The 15542-nt window shown below is 38.9% G+C and carries 15 protein-coding genes; 7 read left to right on the top strand and 8 right to left on the bottom strand.

Going from position 1 to position 15542, the window contains the following annotated elements:
• Positions 1-324: 324 nt before the first annotated feature.
• The 4 genes from AC6CH7_RS23525 to pdeM are packed head-to-tail and all read left to right on the top strand — an operon-like array spanning position 325 to position 6066.
• Positions 325-1326: a ligase-associated DNA damage response exonuclease gene (locus tag AC6CH7_RS23525; protein ID WP_498265031.1), complete on the top strand. Its 1002-nt coding sequence runs from the start codon at positions 325-327 to the stop codon at positions 1324-1326.
• Positions 1323-2915, top strand: coding sequence for an ATP-dependent DNA ligase (locus AC6CH7_RS23520; RefSeq protein ID WP_498265030.1), 1593 nt, complete (start codon positions 1323-1325; stop codon positions 2913-2915). The genes AC6CH7_RS23525 and AC6CH7_RS23520 overlap by 4 nt, the downstream gene beginning before the upstream one ends.
• On the top strand, positions 2912-5434 hold the full coding sequence (locus AC6CH7_RS23515) for a ligase-associated DNA damage response DEXH box helicase (protein ID WP_498265029.1): 2523 nt from the start codon (positions 2912-2914) through the stop codon (positions 5432-5434). Before AC6CH7_RS23520 ends, AC6CH7_RS23515 begins: the two co-directional genes overlap by 4 nt.
• Positions 5431-6066, top strand: a complete 636-nt coding sequence (pdeM, locus tag AC6CH7_RS23510) for a ligase-associated DNA damage response endonuclease PdeM (RefSeq protein WP_498265028.1) — start codon at positions 5431-5433, stop codon at positions 6064-6066. The genes AC6CH7_RS23515 and pdeM overlap by 4 nt, the downstream gene beginning before the upstream one ends.
• Positions 6067-6212: 146 nt before the next feature.
• Here pdeM and AC6CH7_RS23505 read toward each other — a convergent pair whose 3' ends face one another.
• The 4 genes from AC6CH7_RS23505 to AC6CH7_RS23490 form a co-directional block, all read right to left on the bottom strand.
• A complete protein-coding gene (locus AC6CH7_RS23505; RefSeq protein ID WP_498265027.1) occupies positions 6213-6821 on the bottom strand; it encodes a hypothetical protein in 609 nt (202 codons plus the stop codon).
• A gap of 129 nt (positions 6822-6950) precedes the next feature.
• The gene (bioA, locus tag AC6CH7_RS23500) at positions 6951-8219 is read right to left on the bottom strand and encodes an adenosylmethionine--8-amino-7-oxononanoate transaminase (RefSeq protein ID WP_498265026.1); all 1269 of its coding nucleotides are present in this window, start codon (positions 8217-8219) and stop codon (positions 6951-6953) included.
• A complete protein-coding gene (locus AC6CH7_RS23495; protein WP_498265025.1) occupies positions 8216-8656 on the bottom strand; it encodes an NUDIX domain-containing protein in 441 nt (146 codons plus the stop codon). Before AC6CH7_RS23495 ends, bioA begins: the two co-directional genes overlap by 4 nt.
• On the bottom strand, positions 8653-9630 hold the full coding sequence (locus tag AC6CH7_RS23490) for a cation diffusion facilitator family transporter (RefSeq protein WP_498265024.1): 978 nt from the start codon (positions 9628-9630) through the stop codon (positions 8653-8655). The genes AC6CH7_RS23495 and AC6CH7_RS23490 overlap by 4 nt, the downstream gene beginning before the upstream one ends.
• A gap of 135 nt (positions 9631-9765) precedes the next feature.
• Between AC6CH7_RS23490 and AC6CH7_RS23485 the strand changes: the two genes are divergently transcribed.
• Complete coding sequence (locus AC6CH7_RS23485) at positions 9766-10959, top strand: pyridoxal phosphate-dependent aminotransferase (RefSeq protein ID WP_498265023.1); 1194 nt, start codon at positions 9766-9768, stop codon at positions 10957-10959.
• Positions 10960-11099: 140 nt separating this feature from the next.
• Here the strand turns inward: AC6CH7_RS23485 and AC6CH7_RS23480 are convergent, their stop codons facing one another.
• Positions 11100-12341: an ABC transporter permease gene (locus AC6CH7_RS23480; protein WP_498265022.1), complete on the bottom strand. Its 1242-nt coding sequence runs from the start codon at positions 12339-12341 to the stop codon at positions 11100-11102.
• Positions 12342-12515: 174 nt separating this feature from the next.
• Between AC6CH7_RS23480 and queA the strand changes: the two genes are divergently transcribed.
• Together queA and AC6CH7_RS23470 are read left to right on the top strand one after the other, a co-directional pair.
• Positions 12516-13565, top strand: coding sequence for a tRNA preQ1(34) S-adenosylmethionine ribosyltransferase-isomerase QueA (gene queA / locus AC6CH7_RS23475; RefSeq protein WP_498265021.1), 1050 nt, complete (start codon positions 12516-12518; stop codon positions 13563-13565).
• Between the two features lie 81 nt (positions 13566-13646).
• Positions 13647-14330, top strand: coding sequence for a 2-C-methyl-D-erythritol 4-phosphate cytidylyltransferase (locus tag AC6CH7_RS23470; RefSeq protein WP_498265020.1), 684 nt, complete (start codon positions 13647-13649; stop codon positions 14328-14330).
• Between the two features lie 49 nt (positions 14331-14379).
• Here AC6CH7_RS23470 and AC6CH7_RS23465 read toward each other — a convergent pair whose 3' ends face one another.
• The 3 genes from AC6CH7_RS23465 to AC6CH7_RS23455 form a co-directional block, all read right to left on the bottom strand.
• Entirely contained in the window at positions 14380-14541 is a 162-nt protein-coding gene (locus tag AC6CH7_RS23465; RefSeq protein ID WP_152542334.1) for a lmo0937 family membrane protein, read from the bottom strand.
• Positions 14542-14678: 137 nt separating this feature from the next.
• Entirely contained in the window at positions 14679-14900 is a 222-nt protein-coding gene (locus tag AC6CH7_RS23460) for a DUF2795 domain-containing protein (protein WP_008240955.1), read from the bottom strand.
• 86 nt (positions 14901-14986) lie between these two features.
• Positions 14987-15535 (bottom strand): cob(I)yrinic acid a,c-diamide adenosyltransferase, encoded by a 549-nt coding sequence (locus AC6CH7_RS23455; RefSeq protein ID WP_498265019.1) that lies wholly within the window; start codon positions 15533-15535, stop codon positions 14987-14989.
• Positions 15536-15542: the final 7 nt, after the last annotated feature.

The following is a 15542-nucleotide window of genomic DNA, read 5'->3' as shown; positions in this document are numbered from 1 at the left end:
GTACATTTATAAAAGAATAAATATAAAACAGCATTAAAAGTCCCTCGTATACACAGGTATATGGGTCTATTTTGATGTGATGCCTGGCCTGGATGGGCCGGGCAATCACTTTGATTCCGCCATCTCGGGCGAAGAGAGAGATCTCTTGAACTATACCTGAAGAGATCTTTCCTATCGGTGACGAGGAAGAAGAAGCTTCGGAAAAGGCACCTTTTTTCCGAAGAAGTCCTACCCTAGTCTGCTTCCAGTGTGCTCGTTGGTCATAATCAGCAGACACTTAAAATGCTCCAAAACTTTACCTATATTGATTTTGTTTATTACCAAATGGCATTAATCAAATTTACAAGCAGGGGTATTTATTGTGCACAAGGTGATTTTTATATTGACCCATGGAAACCAGTTGACTACGCGGTAACCACCCATGGGCATTCAGATCATGTAAAACTGGGCAATAAAGCCTATTTATGCCATGACCTTACTAAATCAATTCTTAATCACAGATTAGGCCCAGACTTAAACATACAAACCTTACCCTACCATAAACAGATTACCATTAATGGTGTTAAGTTAAGTCTTTTCCCTGCAGGCCATGTTATAGGTTCTGCACAGATAAGACTGGAATATAAAGGCGAGGTCTGTGTTATATCTGGCGACTACAAAGTAGAATACGATGGAATAAGCACCCCATTTGAACCGGTAAAGTGTCATACTTTTGTTTCTGAAAGTACTTTCGGATTACCTATCTATAAGTGGCAACCGCAGCAAGAGGTATTTGGACAAATAAAAGACTGGATATCCAACAATCGGGATAAGAACAAAACCTCAATACTCACGGCTTACAGCTTAGGTAAGGCCCAAAGACTTGTAAAAGGCCTGAATGGTTATGGTGATATATATGTTCATAGCTCAATTGCAAATTTAAACGAAGGGTTTGTGCATGCCGGTGTAAACTTGCCCGAAACTACGAGGATCACTCCAGAAACGAAAAAAGAAGAACTGCAAAAAGGAATTGTTATTGTGCCGCCTGCACTTTCCGATGGTAAATGGATTAAAACGCTAACAAATCCGGCTACCGCAGTATGCTCTGGCTGGATGCAAGTTAGGGCTGGCAGAAGATGGCAAAGCGCTGATGCAGGTTTCGCTCTAAGCGATCATGCCGATTGGCCCGGACTATTATCGGCTATAAAAGCTACCGAGGCAGAAAAGGTATTTATAACACATGGCTTTACAGCTACCTTCTCTAAATACTTAAATGAAATAGGCATTGAATCTGAAGAAGTAAAAACTCAATATGGGCCTGAGGAAGAGGAGGAGGAAAAATCGTGAAACGCTTTGCAGAACTTATACAACAGCTTGAAACAAGTAATAAGACAAACGATAAAATTGCCGCCCTTGTAAACTATTTCAATGAAGCTGATGATTTGGATAAACCTTATGTGATAGCCATGTTTACAGGAAAGCGCCCCAAGCGCCCTGTAAGCACGGTTTTAGTCAAGCTGTGGGCCATAGAGCTAAGCGAAATTCCTGAGTGGTTATTTACAGAAAGCTATCATAATGTGGGCGACTTAAGTGAAACCATAGCTCTTATATTGCCTCCTCCTGTTCAGGTTTCCAATCGTAAATTATACGAGTGGATAAAGGACCTTGCTTTATTAAACGATCAAGACGACAGCCATAAAAAAACCTTTATTGTTAACGCCTGGAATAGTTTAGAAACCAGGGAACGCTTTATATTTAATAAGCTTATTTCGGGAAATTTCAGAATCGGTGTTTCCAACAAGATGCTTGTAAATGCGCTGGCAAAACAAAGTGCAACCGAAAGCAGCAAAATCACGCACAGTATTATGGGTAAATGGGAACCTTCAGATATTACCTATAATGATCTTATTGCAGGCGTTCATGTAAATACCGACAATTCCTGGCCGTATCCTTTCTGCCTGGCGTATGCCCTTGAATCTGAGCCTGCAAGCCTGGGTGAGCCAAAAGAATGGCAGGCCGAATGGAAATGGGATGGTATTCGCGGACAAATTATTAAGCGTAATGGAGAATTGTTCATTTGGTCGCGCGGCGAAGAACTGGTAACAGATCAATTTCCCGAGCTTCATTTCCTGGCAAACGAATTACCAGACGGCACCGTACTGGATGGAGAAATACTATCCATTAAGGATGGTAAGGTGCAGGCTTTTAGCATATTGCAACAGCGATTAAACAGAAAAACCATCAATAAAGTACAGCTCAACGATGCGCCAGTAGGTTTTTACACCTACGACCTTCTTGAGCATAAAGGAAGGGATTTAAGAGAAGACCCTTTGGCAGCCCGAAGACAATTACTTGAGCAAACAATTCAGCAACTACAAACGCAACACATCGTTGCCCTCTCACCTGTAGTTATTTTTAGTGACTGGACCTCCCTTGCAACTCTTAGAGAAGGTGCAAGAGAACTGAACAGTGAGGGTATTATGATTAAAAAACTAGATTCCTTGTATCATTCAGGAAGAAAGCGCGGAGATTGGTGGAAATGGAAAATAAACCCTTATACTATTGACACAGTAATGATTTATGCACAAAAAGGAAGCGGTCGCAGGGCTAACTTCTATACCGATTATACTTTTGCCGTACGTGATGGGGATCAATTAATCACCATAGCAAAGGCTTATTCCGGTTTAACAGATGCTGAAATTAAAGAGGTGGATCGCTTTGTAAAGAAAAATGCTGTTGAGAAATTTGGCCCCGTACGCACGGTAAGGCCTGAACTGGTATTCGAAATAGCTTTTGAAGGAATAGCCGAAAGTAAAAGGCACAAAGCCGGGCTGGCATTAAGGTTTCCACGAATTGCCAGATGGAGAAAAGATAAAAAGGCCGATGAGATCAATACGCTTGACGACCTTAGGCAATTATTACAATCTACCTTATGAAACTGGAAAATAGCAAAGGATACAGGCAGGTTATAAGTTGGCTAAAACTTAGCAAAAAAAGACCTTTTAAGTTTCAAACTGATGCATGGCAGTATTATGCCGAAGGCTATAGTGGCCTGGTGAATGCTCCTACCGGCTTTGGTAAAACCTATTCTATATTTTTAGCTGTGGTAATTGATGAGCTTAACAAAAGAGCTGAGCTGAAAACCCAGGCACTTAAAAGCAAAGCTAAGACCGGATTAAAATTGATCTGGATAACACCGCTTCGATCCTTGGCTAAGGATCTGGCACGTGCCATGCGCGAGGTTTGTAATGAACTTCAACTGGATTGGATGGTAGGTGTAAGAAATGGTGACACCCCCCAGAGTGAAAAGCTAAAACAAAAAAAACAGATGCCAGAGGTGCTCATTATCACGCCCGAAAGTATGCACTTGCTACTGGCCCAAAAGAGTACCTTCAATTATTTTGATCAATTGCAATGTATAGTTGCTGATGAATGGCATGAACTGCTGGGCAGTAAACGTGGCGTGATGGCGGAACTGGCCATCTCAAGAATAAAAGGGTTGCTTACCGAGCAACACCCCGAAAGACTCCTAAGGATATGGGGGATCTCTGCAACCATTGGCAATATGGAACAGGCTATGGACGTACTTGTACCTTATGCCGATTTGCTTAAAACTATAGTAAAATCTGATATCAAGAAGAAGATCGTTATCAAGTCGATATTACCAGATCATATAGATATGCTGCCCTGGGCCGGTCATTTAGGTCACAAACTGGCTAATAAGCTCATCCCTATCATTAATAAAAGTAAAACCACTTTAATATTTACCAATACGCGCGGACAGGCCGAACTCTGGTATCAAACCTTGCTTGCCCAGGATGAAAATCTTGCCGGCTTACTTGCCATTCATCATGGGTCCATAGATTATGAATTAAGGAACTGGATTGAAGATGCATTGCATTCAGGAGTACTTAAGGCCGTGGTTTGCACTTCATCTTTAGATCTGGGTGTTGATTTTAAACCTGTTGACACGGTAGTTCAGATTGGCTCTCCAAAAGGTGTTGCCAGGTTTTTACAACGCGCCGGGCGCAGTGGCCACTCCCCTAATGAAACCTCTAAGATTTATTTTCTGCCTACTCATGCATTAGAACTTGTAGAGGCTGCCGCAATAAAAGAAGCAGCAAAAACACAAGACATCGAAAGCAGGGAGCCTATTGTAATGTCATTTGATACATTGATCCAGTACCTGGTTACCTTGGCCGTTGGCGATGGGTTTGATGACGAAAAGATCTTTTTTGAGATTAAGCAAACTCATGCATTTAGAGAGCTCCTACCTCAGGAATGGAGTTGGATTATGCGATTTATTACTACAGGTGGGGATAGCTTGAAGGCTTATAATGAGTTTAGTAAAGTAACAAAAAGTACAGATGGGCTTTGGAAAGTGGAAAACAGACAAATTGCAATGCGTCACAGATTACACATAGGAACAATAGTTAGTGATGCCATGCTTAAAGTAAAATACCTGACAGGCGGCTACGTTGGTATGATTGAAGAATCATTCATATCACGGATGAAACCGGGAAGTAGCTTTACCCTTGCCGGCAGAGTACTTGAATTTATAATGGTTAAGGAGATGATGGTATTGGTTAGAAAAAGTAAACTTAAACAAGCCATCAGCCCAAGCTGGATGGGTGGCCGTATGTCGCTAACCGCAAACCTTGGTAGTGTACTCAGAAAGAAATACAATGAGACACTCGATAAGCAGCATGGAGATGAAGAGCTCGATTTCATACTGCCACTATTTGAACGTCAGGCTAAGGTTTCTCACGTTCCTAAAAGTGACGAGTTTTTAATTGAACTGATCAATACCAAAGATGGCTATCATTTCTTTGCCTATCCTTTTGAGGGCAGACAAGTACATGAGATCATGGCTGCATTAATTGCCTACAGACTTGGTCGCCTGCAACCAATAAGCTTCTCTATTGCTATGAACGACTATGGCTTTGAGTTGCTCAGTGAACAGTCTATTCCTCTGGAGGAAAATTCCCTAAAAGAGCTGTTTAGCCCTGTGAACCTAACCGACGATATTGTAGCCAGTGTTAATGCAACAGAAATGGCCAGACGTAAATTCAGAGACATTGCCTGCATTTCGGGACTTGTGTTTCAGGGATATCCAGGAAAATACGTTGCGAACAAGCATTTACAATCATCCTCTTCCCTATTTTTTAATGTTTTTAGCGATTATGATAAACATAACTTATTATTGCGTCAGTCATACGATGAAGCATTTTATCAGCAGATTGAAGAACCCAGATTAGCCGCAGCCCTGCATCGTATACAAACCAGCAAAGTTATCGTTATAAAGACTGACAGCTATACCCCACTGTGTTTCCCGATCAAAGTAGATAGCTTAAGAGATAACATGAGTAGTGAAGAGCTGAGTCAGCGGATTGAAAGGATGACTTCGGAATCGGAAAAAAAGAGTACAAGTAAAAAGCAAAAAGCAAAAAAATGACCATTGATTGTAAAGGCGAACAACTCATATTAAGTAATGAAAGAGCGATATACTGGCCAGCCAGAAAAATGCTTATCATTAGTGATCTACATATCGGGAAATCTGCTCATTTCAGAAAATCAGGCATACAGGTTCCTGATGCAATAAACCATACAGACCTGCAAAGACTAACCACTCTGATGTCGGAATTTAACCCTGAAACGCTGCTGGTTACGGGCGACATGTTCCACAATAACATTAACAGTGATGCCAATGCTTTTATGTACTGGCGAAATAGTTATGTCAACCTTAAAGTTGTATTGATAAAAGGAAATCACGACAATTTAAAGAATGAAGATTATGAAGCTTTAGGGATAGAAGTGCATCAAAAGGAATTGTTGCTGGCACCTTTTAGATTTATACATGATAAACCTGGCGAGGTTGATGATTATTATGGCATCTCGGGCCATATACACCCCGGTGTAATTATTTATGGAAAGGCTAAGCAGCAATTGAAATTCCCCTGCTTTTACTTTGGAAAACATTGCGCCATATTACCCGCTTTTAGTGTTTTTACCGGGCTAAAAATATTAGATGCAGGGCAGGGCGATTGTTTTTATGCCATTACGCCTGCTAAGGTTGTGAAGGTTTGAGAAATTTGCCGGCATTTGAATGATAGACGTCACTTTTGCGATCGCCGTCATTGCTACCATAGCGTCATCTCTCCTATCGAGATGACGGATTCCTCGTGATAACAGCCAGTTTTTGATAACTGTCGGTTCCAAATAACGAATGATCATTAAGCAATTTGCTTATTCAAATTCTGCATCCAGGAATTAAACATTTCCTGCTCAATCTTTATGACCAGTTCAGCATGTTTATCCCATTCGGACGAAAAATCTTTAAGTTGGTTTAACATTTCCTCAAGGTGTCCTTCCTCTTCAAGAATAATGGATTTAACGGTTACCTTGCTGCCTGCAGCAGTTAAGACATCCTGATAAACAGGGTATAGCTCATCTGCACGTACTTCAATTGCATAGGTTACAAAAAGATAAGCAGCAAACTTTAGTTCATATCCGCTTAAATTAAAATGCTGTTTCAAATAACGGCATACAGCTACATCCAAAGCATTTAGATAAAATTTGGTGTCGTTAGGAGCCAATAGCTCATCGTTAGTATAAGTTTTGCAAAAATCACCATCCAGTTTGTCCAGTTGCTTTTTTAAATAATAAGCATGACGATGTTCCTCTGCTGCATGTTTAAGAATTATAAGGTTCACCTTTTCTTTATGCTCCGATGCAGAGATTTTCTTTGCACCTGCATTTTCCATATACGACAAGGTATTTAACCATTTGGCATGCAAAACATTATCACTTACTATGTTCTCTAAAATCGGTTTAATGTTCATTACTGTTTTTATTATAATATTGCTGATAACATTGTTTTTTAAGCGTCTTCTTATTCTTTAAAGGCGGTCGTCATGACGAAATCTATAACACGACTAGGTGGCTATTGCACGACGCGACGCCAACTCTCTTTATATATCGTTTAGTGCTTCATTAATAGTTTGGTAAATATAATCAAGGTCTTCATTACTGATTATATAAGGTGCTAAAATATAAATGATATTTCCCAGTGGCCTAAGTATAATCCCCCTATCCAGAAAATAGTTATACAGTTGGTTTCTCAGCCCGCTTAAATAAGAGGTATCTGTACCTGTTTCCCACTCCATTGCCAATATGGTTCCCGCCTGCCTTACGTCTTTAAGCTTCGGATGACCTTTTATTTGTGAAGCAAAAGCTTCATGTTTTGCTACCACTCTATGAATGTTTTCGAGTGTTTCCGGTTTTAACAAAATATCCAGACTAGCCAGTGAGGCCGCACAAGTTACCGGATTAGCAGTAAATGAATGTCCATGGTATAAGGTTTTAAGCTTGTCATCACTTAAAAAGGCATCAAATATTTTTTGGTTACATGTAGTAATCCCCATTGGCATAGTACCACCTGTAAGGCCCTTAGACAAACAAAAAATATCTGGACTAGTATTTAGTGCTTCGCAGGAGAAATACTTACCAGTGCGCCCAAAACCAGTCATCACTTCATCTGCTATGGTCAGTATCCCATGTTTCTGGCAAGTTTCAATCAACTGATCAAGATATTGAGGTTCATACATTAACATTCCGCCTGCACCTAAAACCATAGGCTCAAATATAAAGCAGGCAACCTCATTAGAGAGATAATTGATCTTAGACTTAAGTTGCTCAATATTCCGCTCATTTGGCAGATCAATAAACTCTACATCAAACAATAGAGAAGCAAAGGGATCAGTAAAAATACTCCGCCCACTAATCGACATAGCACCAAAAGTATCGCCATGATAAGCCTCCCTAAATGCAATAATTTTAGTACGGGGCTGCTTAGTAGTATTAACCCAGTATTGTAAGCACATTTTAATGGCTACCTCTACTGCTGTAGATCCATTATCACTATAAAATACCTTTTCCTGTTTGCCAGGTAATAATGGAAGCAAACGTTCTGCCAGCTGTACAGCCGGTTCATGGGTAAAACCTGCAAATATTACATGCTCTAAAGTCTTTAATTGCTCAGCAACTTTAGCTGCAATATGAGGATGAACGTGTCCATGAATGGTTACCCACCAGCTGGAAACGGCATCAATGTATTTCTTGCCATCTTCATCAAATAAGTAAACACCCTCTCCTCTTACAATTGGGATGTGAGGTGCGGCATTTTTCATTTGTGTGTAAGGATGCCATATTACTTTTTTATCCCTTTCGGCTAAACTCATTGGTTTCTTTCTTTAATTAATAGTTCTACTACAGTTTTGTCGGTCTTAAAAGTCACGTCGTCTGCTTTAAGGTCATTTAAATTAACCCATCTAAACGACTGTAAGGTATTTTCATCAAAATCGAATACATCAGTTTTAAAGTTCAATGCTAAAGGATGTAACGCTTTTACGGTATAATAAATGCTTAAAATCTGACTATCGTTAAAAGAAGACTGCTCATAGAAGTCGGTAGTATAAAGATGATTGAGCACTTCAATTTCAGCATTGCATTCTTCCATAAACTCACGTTTAAGGGCGTCTATTAGACCTTCACCAAACTCTAACCCACCACCGGGGAATTTACTGAATGTTCGGCCACCAGATTGTTCGTCGCTAATCAGTACCTGGTTTTCAGTATTAATTAGTAAGCCGTATACTCTTACATTAAAATAACTCATTGATCGAAGTGTTTTTGATTTTTAGTTGCATTCTCGATTGTCCATTTGATTTCGCCTCTAAAGGCTTCTTGCCTTACCGGACAATCATTCATTTTACAATAGTTGCAGCAAGCAGGCAAGCAAGGATCTGCATGAATAAACAGTTCCGTTTTCCGATGTGCATTGCCATTTATAAGTTTATCAATACTTGATATTTCCTGATGAACACGATTGAGATCGAAGTAATAAGGGAGCGTGAAGTGACAATCTATGTGTAGATCGGCACCATACTGTTGCGCCCTCAGGTTGTGTACATCTATCCAGGGTTCATTACGGTTTTTCTGCAAAATCTCAATAATGTTTTTTACAAGATCAATATTACTTTCGTCCATCAATCCACCTATAGATCTTCGCGTAAGCTTATATCCGTTGTAAATGATATATAATCCTAATAAAATCGAGATCACACTATCCAGCCAATAGATTTTGGTAAGCTGTATTAAAATTACACCAGCCACCAGACCGGCGCTGGTTATGGCATCGGTAAGCAGGTGTTTCCCATCAGCCTCCAGTGTGATTGAATTGTGTTTTTTTCCGGTATTCATCAAATAAAAGCCTATAATTAAGTTTACAATCCCGGTAGCGCCAATAATAATAGCACCCTCAAAAAGCTGATAAATTGGTTTAGGATAGATTAAATCGTAGGTAGATTTAAAGATAATGATCAATCCGGCAATGGTGATTAGCGTGCCTTCCAGAAAAGCCGAGAAAAACTCCACTTTACCATGACCGTAAGGATGATTTTTATCTTTAGGGATGGTGGCCAGATAGATGCTATAAAATGCAAAGCTGCTGGCCAGTACATTAACAATACTCTCTAAAGCATCGGTTAAAATTGCATTGGACTGAGTGATGAAATAGGCAACAAATTTTGCCAGCATAAGCACTATCCCGATGCACAAAGAAAGAAGTATCGCCTTTTTTTTAGGTTGCACTTTATAGAGATTAGCCACCAAAAATACAGTTTCACTATCGAATTACATTAAAAAGTATTTTTTTTAGTTTATAATTCAGTGAGGTTCATATATTTGTCACTGCACAAAATTAAATTTGCCCACGCACAAATTATTATGACATTTTTATCCAAAAGAATCAATAACCTATCTGAGTCACAGACAATTAAAATGGCTAAGTTAGGCAGAGAGCTATCCGCAAAAGGAATAGACGTTATTAACCTAAGCTTTGGTGAGCCAGACTTCTTTACACCTGAGTTTGTTAAGGAGGCTGCAAAGACCGCTGTAGATGAGAATTACTCTTACTATACTCCGGTTTCTGGTTACCCTGAACTACGTAAGGCAGTTGCAGAAAAGTTATTGAGAGAAAATGGATTAACCTATGGTTTCGATCAGATTGTAGTTTCTACAGGAGCTAAACAATCACTTGCAAACGCAGTAATGTGTCTAGTTGATCCAGGAGACGAAGTTATTGTTCCAACTCCATACTGGGTATCTTATTCAGAAATGATTAAACTTGGTGAAGGTGAAACAGTATTCATCAACGCTACAGTTGAAAACAACTTTAAAATTACGGGAGCACAATTAGAAGCGGCAATTACCCCTAAAACCAAATTATTCATGTTCTCTTCGCCATGCAATCCAACTGGATCTGTTTACAGCAAAGAAGAATTAGCTGATTTAGTAGCTGTTTTTGAAAAACACCCGAACATCTATATCATTTCTGATGAGATTTATGAGCACATCAACTTTGTTGGTAAACATGCTTCGATTGCAGAATTTGATTCTATCAAAGACCGAGTAATACTAATCAATGGTTTCTCTAAATCTTACGCTATGACTGGCTGGAGAGTCGGTTACATGGCTGCGAATAAAGAAATTGCAAATGCTTGCGACAAACTACAAGGTCAAATCACTTCAGGCACCTCTTCTATCGCCCAACGTGCTGCTTTAGCCGCCTATCAGGGAGGTTTAGATACCGTAAACGAAATGGTTGGAGAATTTAAAAAACGTAGAGACATCGTTTATGCCCTGTTAACAGAGATTCCGGGTGTTAAGGTAAATCTTCCAGACGGAGCTTTTTATTTCTTCCCTGAAATAAAATCTTACTTTGGTAAAACCGATGGTACTCAAACCATCAACAGCGCAGAAGACCTAAGCTTGTTTTTATTAAACGAAGCTCATGTTTCTACTGTTACAGGCGAAGCATTCGGAAACAGCGATTGTATCAGAATTTCTTATGCTGCAGCTGAAGATAAACTTAGAGATGCAGTTTCAAGAATCAAAGCTGCTTTAGCTAAGTTGAGCTAAGTTAGTACTTAGATATTGAGATCAAAACATAACAAAAGGCCTGTTGCACAATGCAACAGGCCTTTTTATTCCCTTATGCTTCTCCATATTACTCCATGCATGTTGATGTTGTACTAGCGGGTTTATGCTGAGGCGCTATATTAGGAGCGGATCGCTTCAACGGGATCCAACCTAGACGCCGCATAAGCCGGCCAAAACCCCGATATTGTACCAATAATAACCGACACACCTATCCCAAGCATGATATTCTTCATGAATAAGATCATCTCAAAACCGGCAGCACTGGCTGCTAACGTTGCGAGATAAACAAGGAGCAATCCTAACAACCCTCCGAGCAAGCACAATGCTATCGCTTCAAATAGAAACTGAAGCATGATAAAATAATTTTTAGCTCCCAGCGACTTCTGGATACCTATAATATTGGTACGCTCTTTTACCGAAACAAACATAATATTGGCAATACCAAACCCTCCAACAAGAATAGAAAAGCCACCTATAACCCAACCCGCTATATCAACCATTCCAAACATGGTATCTAATTGATTAGATGCGATAGTACTCTTATTCAAAGAGAAATCATCCTCGACTCCAGGTCTTAACCTTCTGATTGAACGCATGGTTCCTTGTATTTCACTTTCAATCTCATCAAGTGCAATGTGTTCAAAACCCCTTACCGTAATTGATGGATCATACCTATCGCTTTCAATATCCATAATACCTTTAGCAAAATTTAAAGGCATTATAATATTTTTATCCTGCGACATACCCAGAATATCTTCTCCTTCTTTCTTAAAAACGCCAACTACATTCAATTTACGGCCCATCACTATTATGGATTTGCCAATTGCCGGTTCCCCATTAAATAGGCCTTCCGCCACAAGAGCACCAATAAGAACAACAGGAGAACCTGCCCGTCCTTCATTCTCGGTAAAATATCTTCCTTCCTGAAAATCCAGGGTCCATGTTTTATTAAAATCCTGAGAAGCAGCTCTTACCCCCACACCTTCTACTGAATTACTTCTATATTTAATAGTTCTCTCATTGGCCCAGATTTCATATGACAAGCCTTCTGCATGCTCCAGACGATCTCTGAGTAACTCATAATCTCTTAGTGATGGCACCGGTCTGTTCATGTATTTCCACCAGGGATAATCTCCAAAACCACCCCATGGCCATTTCTGAACAAATATTGTTTTAGAGCCTAGTTTATCTATACTTGCCTGCAGTTTACTTCTAAAGGTATCAGCAGCAGAAAACACGAATATGATTGCAAAAATACCAATGGTGATCCCTAATAAGGAAAGCATGGTGCGAAGCTTATTTTGGCGGAGAGCATCAAATGCAAATCGAAAACTTTCGCCTATTAGTTTGAGAATGATCATAATTAATGTTTAGACCAAAACTAACCAAAAAGGTTACAGAAAAACATTATATAATATAAAAAATACATTTATGTTTATGAATAAAACATATCTTGTTTATCAGGACGTAAGTTAATTGCAAAAAAGAAGATTATATTTTGTAAATTTGCGCCCTTAATTATCACATCGAAAAATATGAAGTTATCTCAATTTAAGTTTAATCTACCTGAATCATTAGTTGCCAATAATCCTTCAGAACAAAGAGACGAAGCCCGTTTAATGGTTCTACACAAGGATAGCGGCAAAATTGAACATAAAATATTTAAGGATATTTTAGGTTATTTTGATGATAAGGATGTAATGATATTGAACAACACTAAAGTTTTTCCTGCACGTTTATACGGAAATAAGGAAAAAACAGGTGCAACAATTGAAGTCTTCTTATTACGTGAACTGAATAAAGAATTGCGTTTATGGGATGTTTTGGTTGATCCGGCCCGTAAAATCCGTGTTGGAAACAAATTATACTTTGGTGATGACGATTTATTAGTTGCTGAAGTTGTTGATAACACTACTTCACGTGGACGTACCATTCGTTTCTTATTTGATGGAACGGACGAAGAATTCAGAAAAAACATCGAAATTCTTGGTGAAACTCCACTTCCAAAATACATCAAGCGTAAAGCTACTGCTCAGGATAAAGAACGTTATCAAACTATTTTTGCAAAACATGAAGGTGCAGTTGCTGCCCCTACCGCTGGTTTGCACTTTAGCAGAGAGTTAATGAAACGCCTGGAATTAAAAGGCATTAATTTCGCAGAAGTTACTTTGCACGTTGGTTTAGGTACTTTTAGATCTGTAGAGGTTGAAGATTTAACTAAACACAAAATGGACTCAGAACAGTACATTATTGAACAAAAAGATGCAAACATTGTAAATAAAGCCATCGAAGAAAAAAGAAAGATTTGTGCCGTTGGAACTACTTCTATGCGTGCAATAGAATCAGCTGTTTCTTCAAATAGAACACTTAAGGCAGCTAACGACTGGACAAGTAAGTTCATCTTCCCTCCTTATGATTTCAGCATTGCTAACTCAATGATCACTAACTTTCACACTCCGGAATCAACCTTATTGATGATGGTAAGTGCATTTGGTGGTTACGATTACGTTAGACATGCTTATGAAGTGGCTTTAAAAGAAAAATACCGCTTCTATAGCTATGGTGATGCTATGTTAATCATCTAATCAAAAATATTAAAGTTGTAATAGGAGATTTGAATCAGAACTGATTTAAATCTCCTATTTTTGTTTAAAAGCCAAAATACGATGAAATACTACGCCATTTTAGTTGCAGGTGGTTCTGGTAGCAGGATGCAAAATGCTATAGCCAAACAGTTTCTATTATTAGATGGTAAACCGGTATTAATGCACACCCTTGAGGCTTTTCATCAATGCCCGCTAAACCCTGAAATACTCTTAGTACTAAATATCCATCAACATGAATACTGGGAAGAGCTATGCGATACCTACGGCTGCTCAATTCCTCATCAGGTAATAAAAGGTGGTGTACAAAGATTTCATTCGGTAAAAAACGGCCTAAAAACCATTAAGGGTAAAGGGATTGTAGCCGTTCATGACGCAGTAAGACCCCTGATCTCCCCAGACCTTATCTCCAAATCATTTCAGGTAGCAGAAGAAAAAGGCAACTGCATTGTCAGCATTACTCCAACAGATTCCATCAGAAGGATGATTGGTAGCCAAAAAAGTGAATCCCTGAATAGAAATGAGGTCGCTTTGATACAAACCCCTCAAACTTTTAATTTGGATATATTAAGAAGGTCTTATGAAAAGCCATTCAGAAATGAGTTTACTGACGACGCCTCAGTTGCTGAATATTCTGGATTTGATATCAATATGATTGAAGGAGAAAGAGAGAATATTAAAATTACCTACCCTGAGGATCTTGAAATTGCCTCAATCTTCCTTAACAAAAGAAAATTGACTTTATAAGGTCGTTATGCCGATTTACCCGCATAACGACCGATTAGCAGTAATACTATTATGCTGCCCTATTGATAACTTTTAGAATAATTGCTATAACCGCAATAACCAATAAAATATGGATTAAGCCACCAACATTTGGGCCAAAGCCATTAAAGAAGAAGCCAATGATCCACAGTATTACTAATACTACGGCAACTAGATAAAGTAAATTTCCCATAACGTTTAATTTTAGGTGTATGTTTTAGATAGATTTTCAGGTTGTGTAAAACACTTCCATGACAATACATAAACAATCATCGTTCCAAAAAAGAAAGGCCCCGATGGATCGGGGCCTTTCTTTTTTATTAGTTATGGTTAATATTCGTCTTCGTTAAAGAAGAAATCATCCTTAGTAGGGTAATCTGGCCAAATTTCTTCGATGGTTTCATATGGTTCCCCATCATCTTCCAAAGCTTGTAAATTTTCTATCACCTCTACAGGTGCTCCAGATCGTATACCATAATCTATCAATTCATCTTTTGTTGCAGGCCATGGAGCGTCTTCCAAATGCGATGCGAGTTCTAAAGTCCAATACATATTTCTTTACTATTAAGTTATTCTAAATTTATTCGCAAAAGTATATTAAAAAACCTGAGCAAAACAAACTTTTTTTTCCACTTTTTTTAAAGCCTTGGAAGCCATATATTTTCTTCCGTTCCAGCATCTAAATTCAGTTTTCGTGCCAAAACAAATAAATAATCGCTTAAACGGTTCAAATAAATGGTCATTTTTTCGTCAACAAAGCTTTCGGTAGCCAAATGTACCGTTAAACGCTCTGCACGGCGGCAAATGCATCTCGCAACATGACAGTAAGAAACTACCGTATTTCCACCTGGCAATACAAAATGTTTCAATTCTGGCAGTATTTCGCTCATGCGATCCATTTCCTGTTCTAACAGCGCAATGTCGCTTTCATGAAGGTCGGGTATCTTCATTTTTGGCTTTTCAGGATCAGCAGCTAACGATGCTCCTACTGTGAATAACCTATCCTGGATCTCTTTAAGTATTTTTTGATGATGGCTATCTATGTCCTGACACATGATTAATCCTATGTAGGAGTTAAGCTCATCAACGGTCCCGTAACATTCAATACGCAAATGGAATTTCGGAACTCGGGTACCTCCTATCAAGGAGGTTAATCCCTTATCACCGGTTTTGGTATATATCTTCATTAAGAAA

The sequence above is a fragment of the Pedobacter sp. GQ55 genome (genome assembly GCF_059758925.1).
Note: the sequence above shows the minus strand (reverse complement) of the source record. Positions and strands in the feature narration are given on the sequence as shown.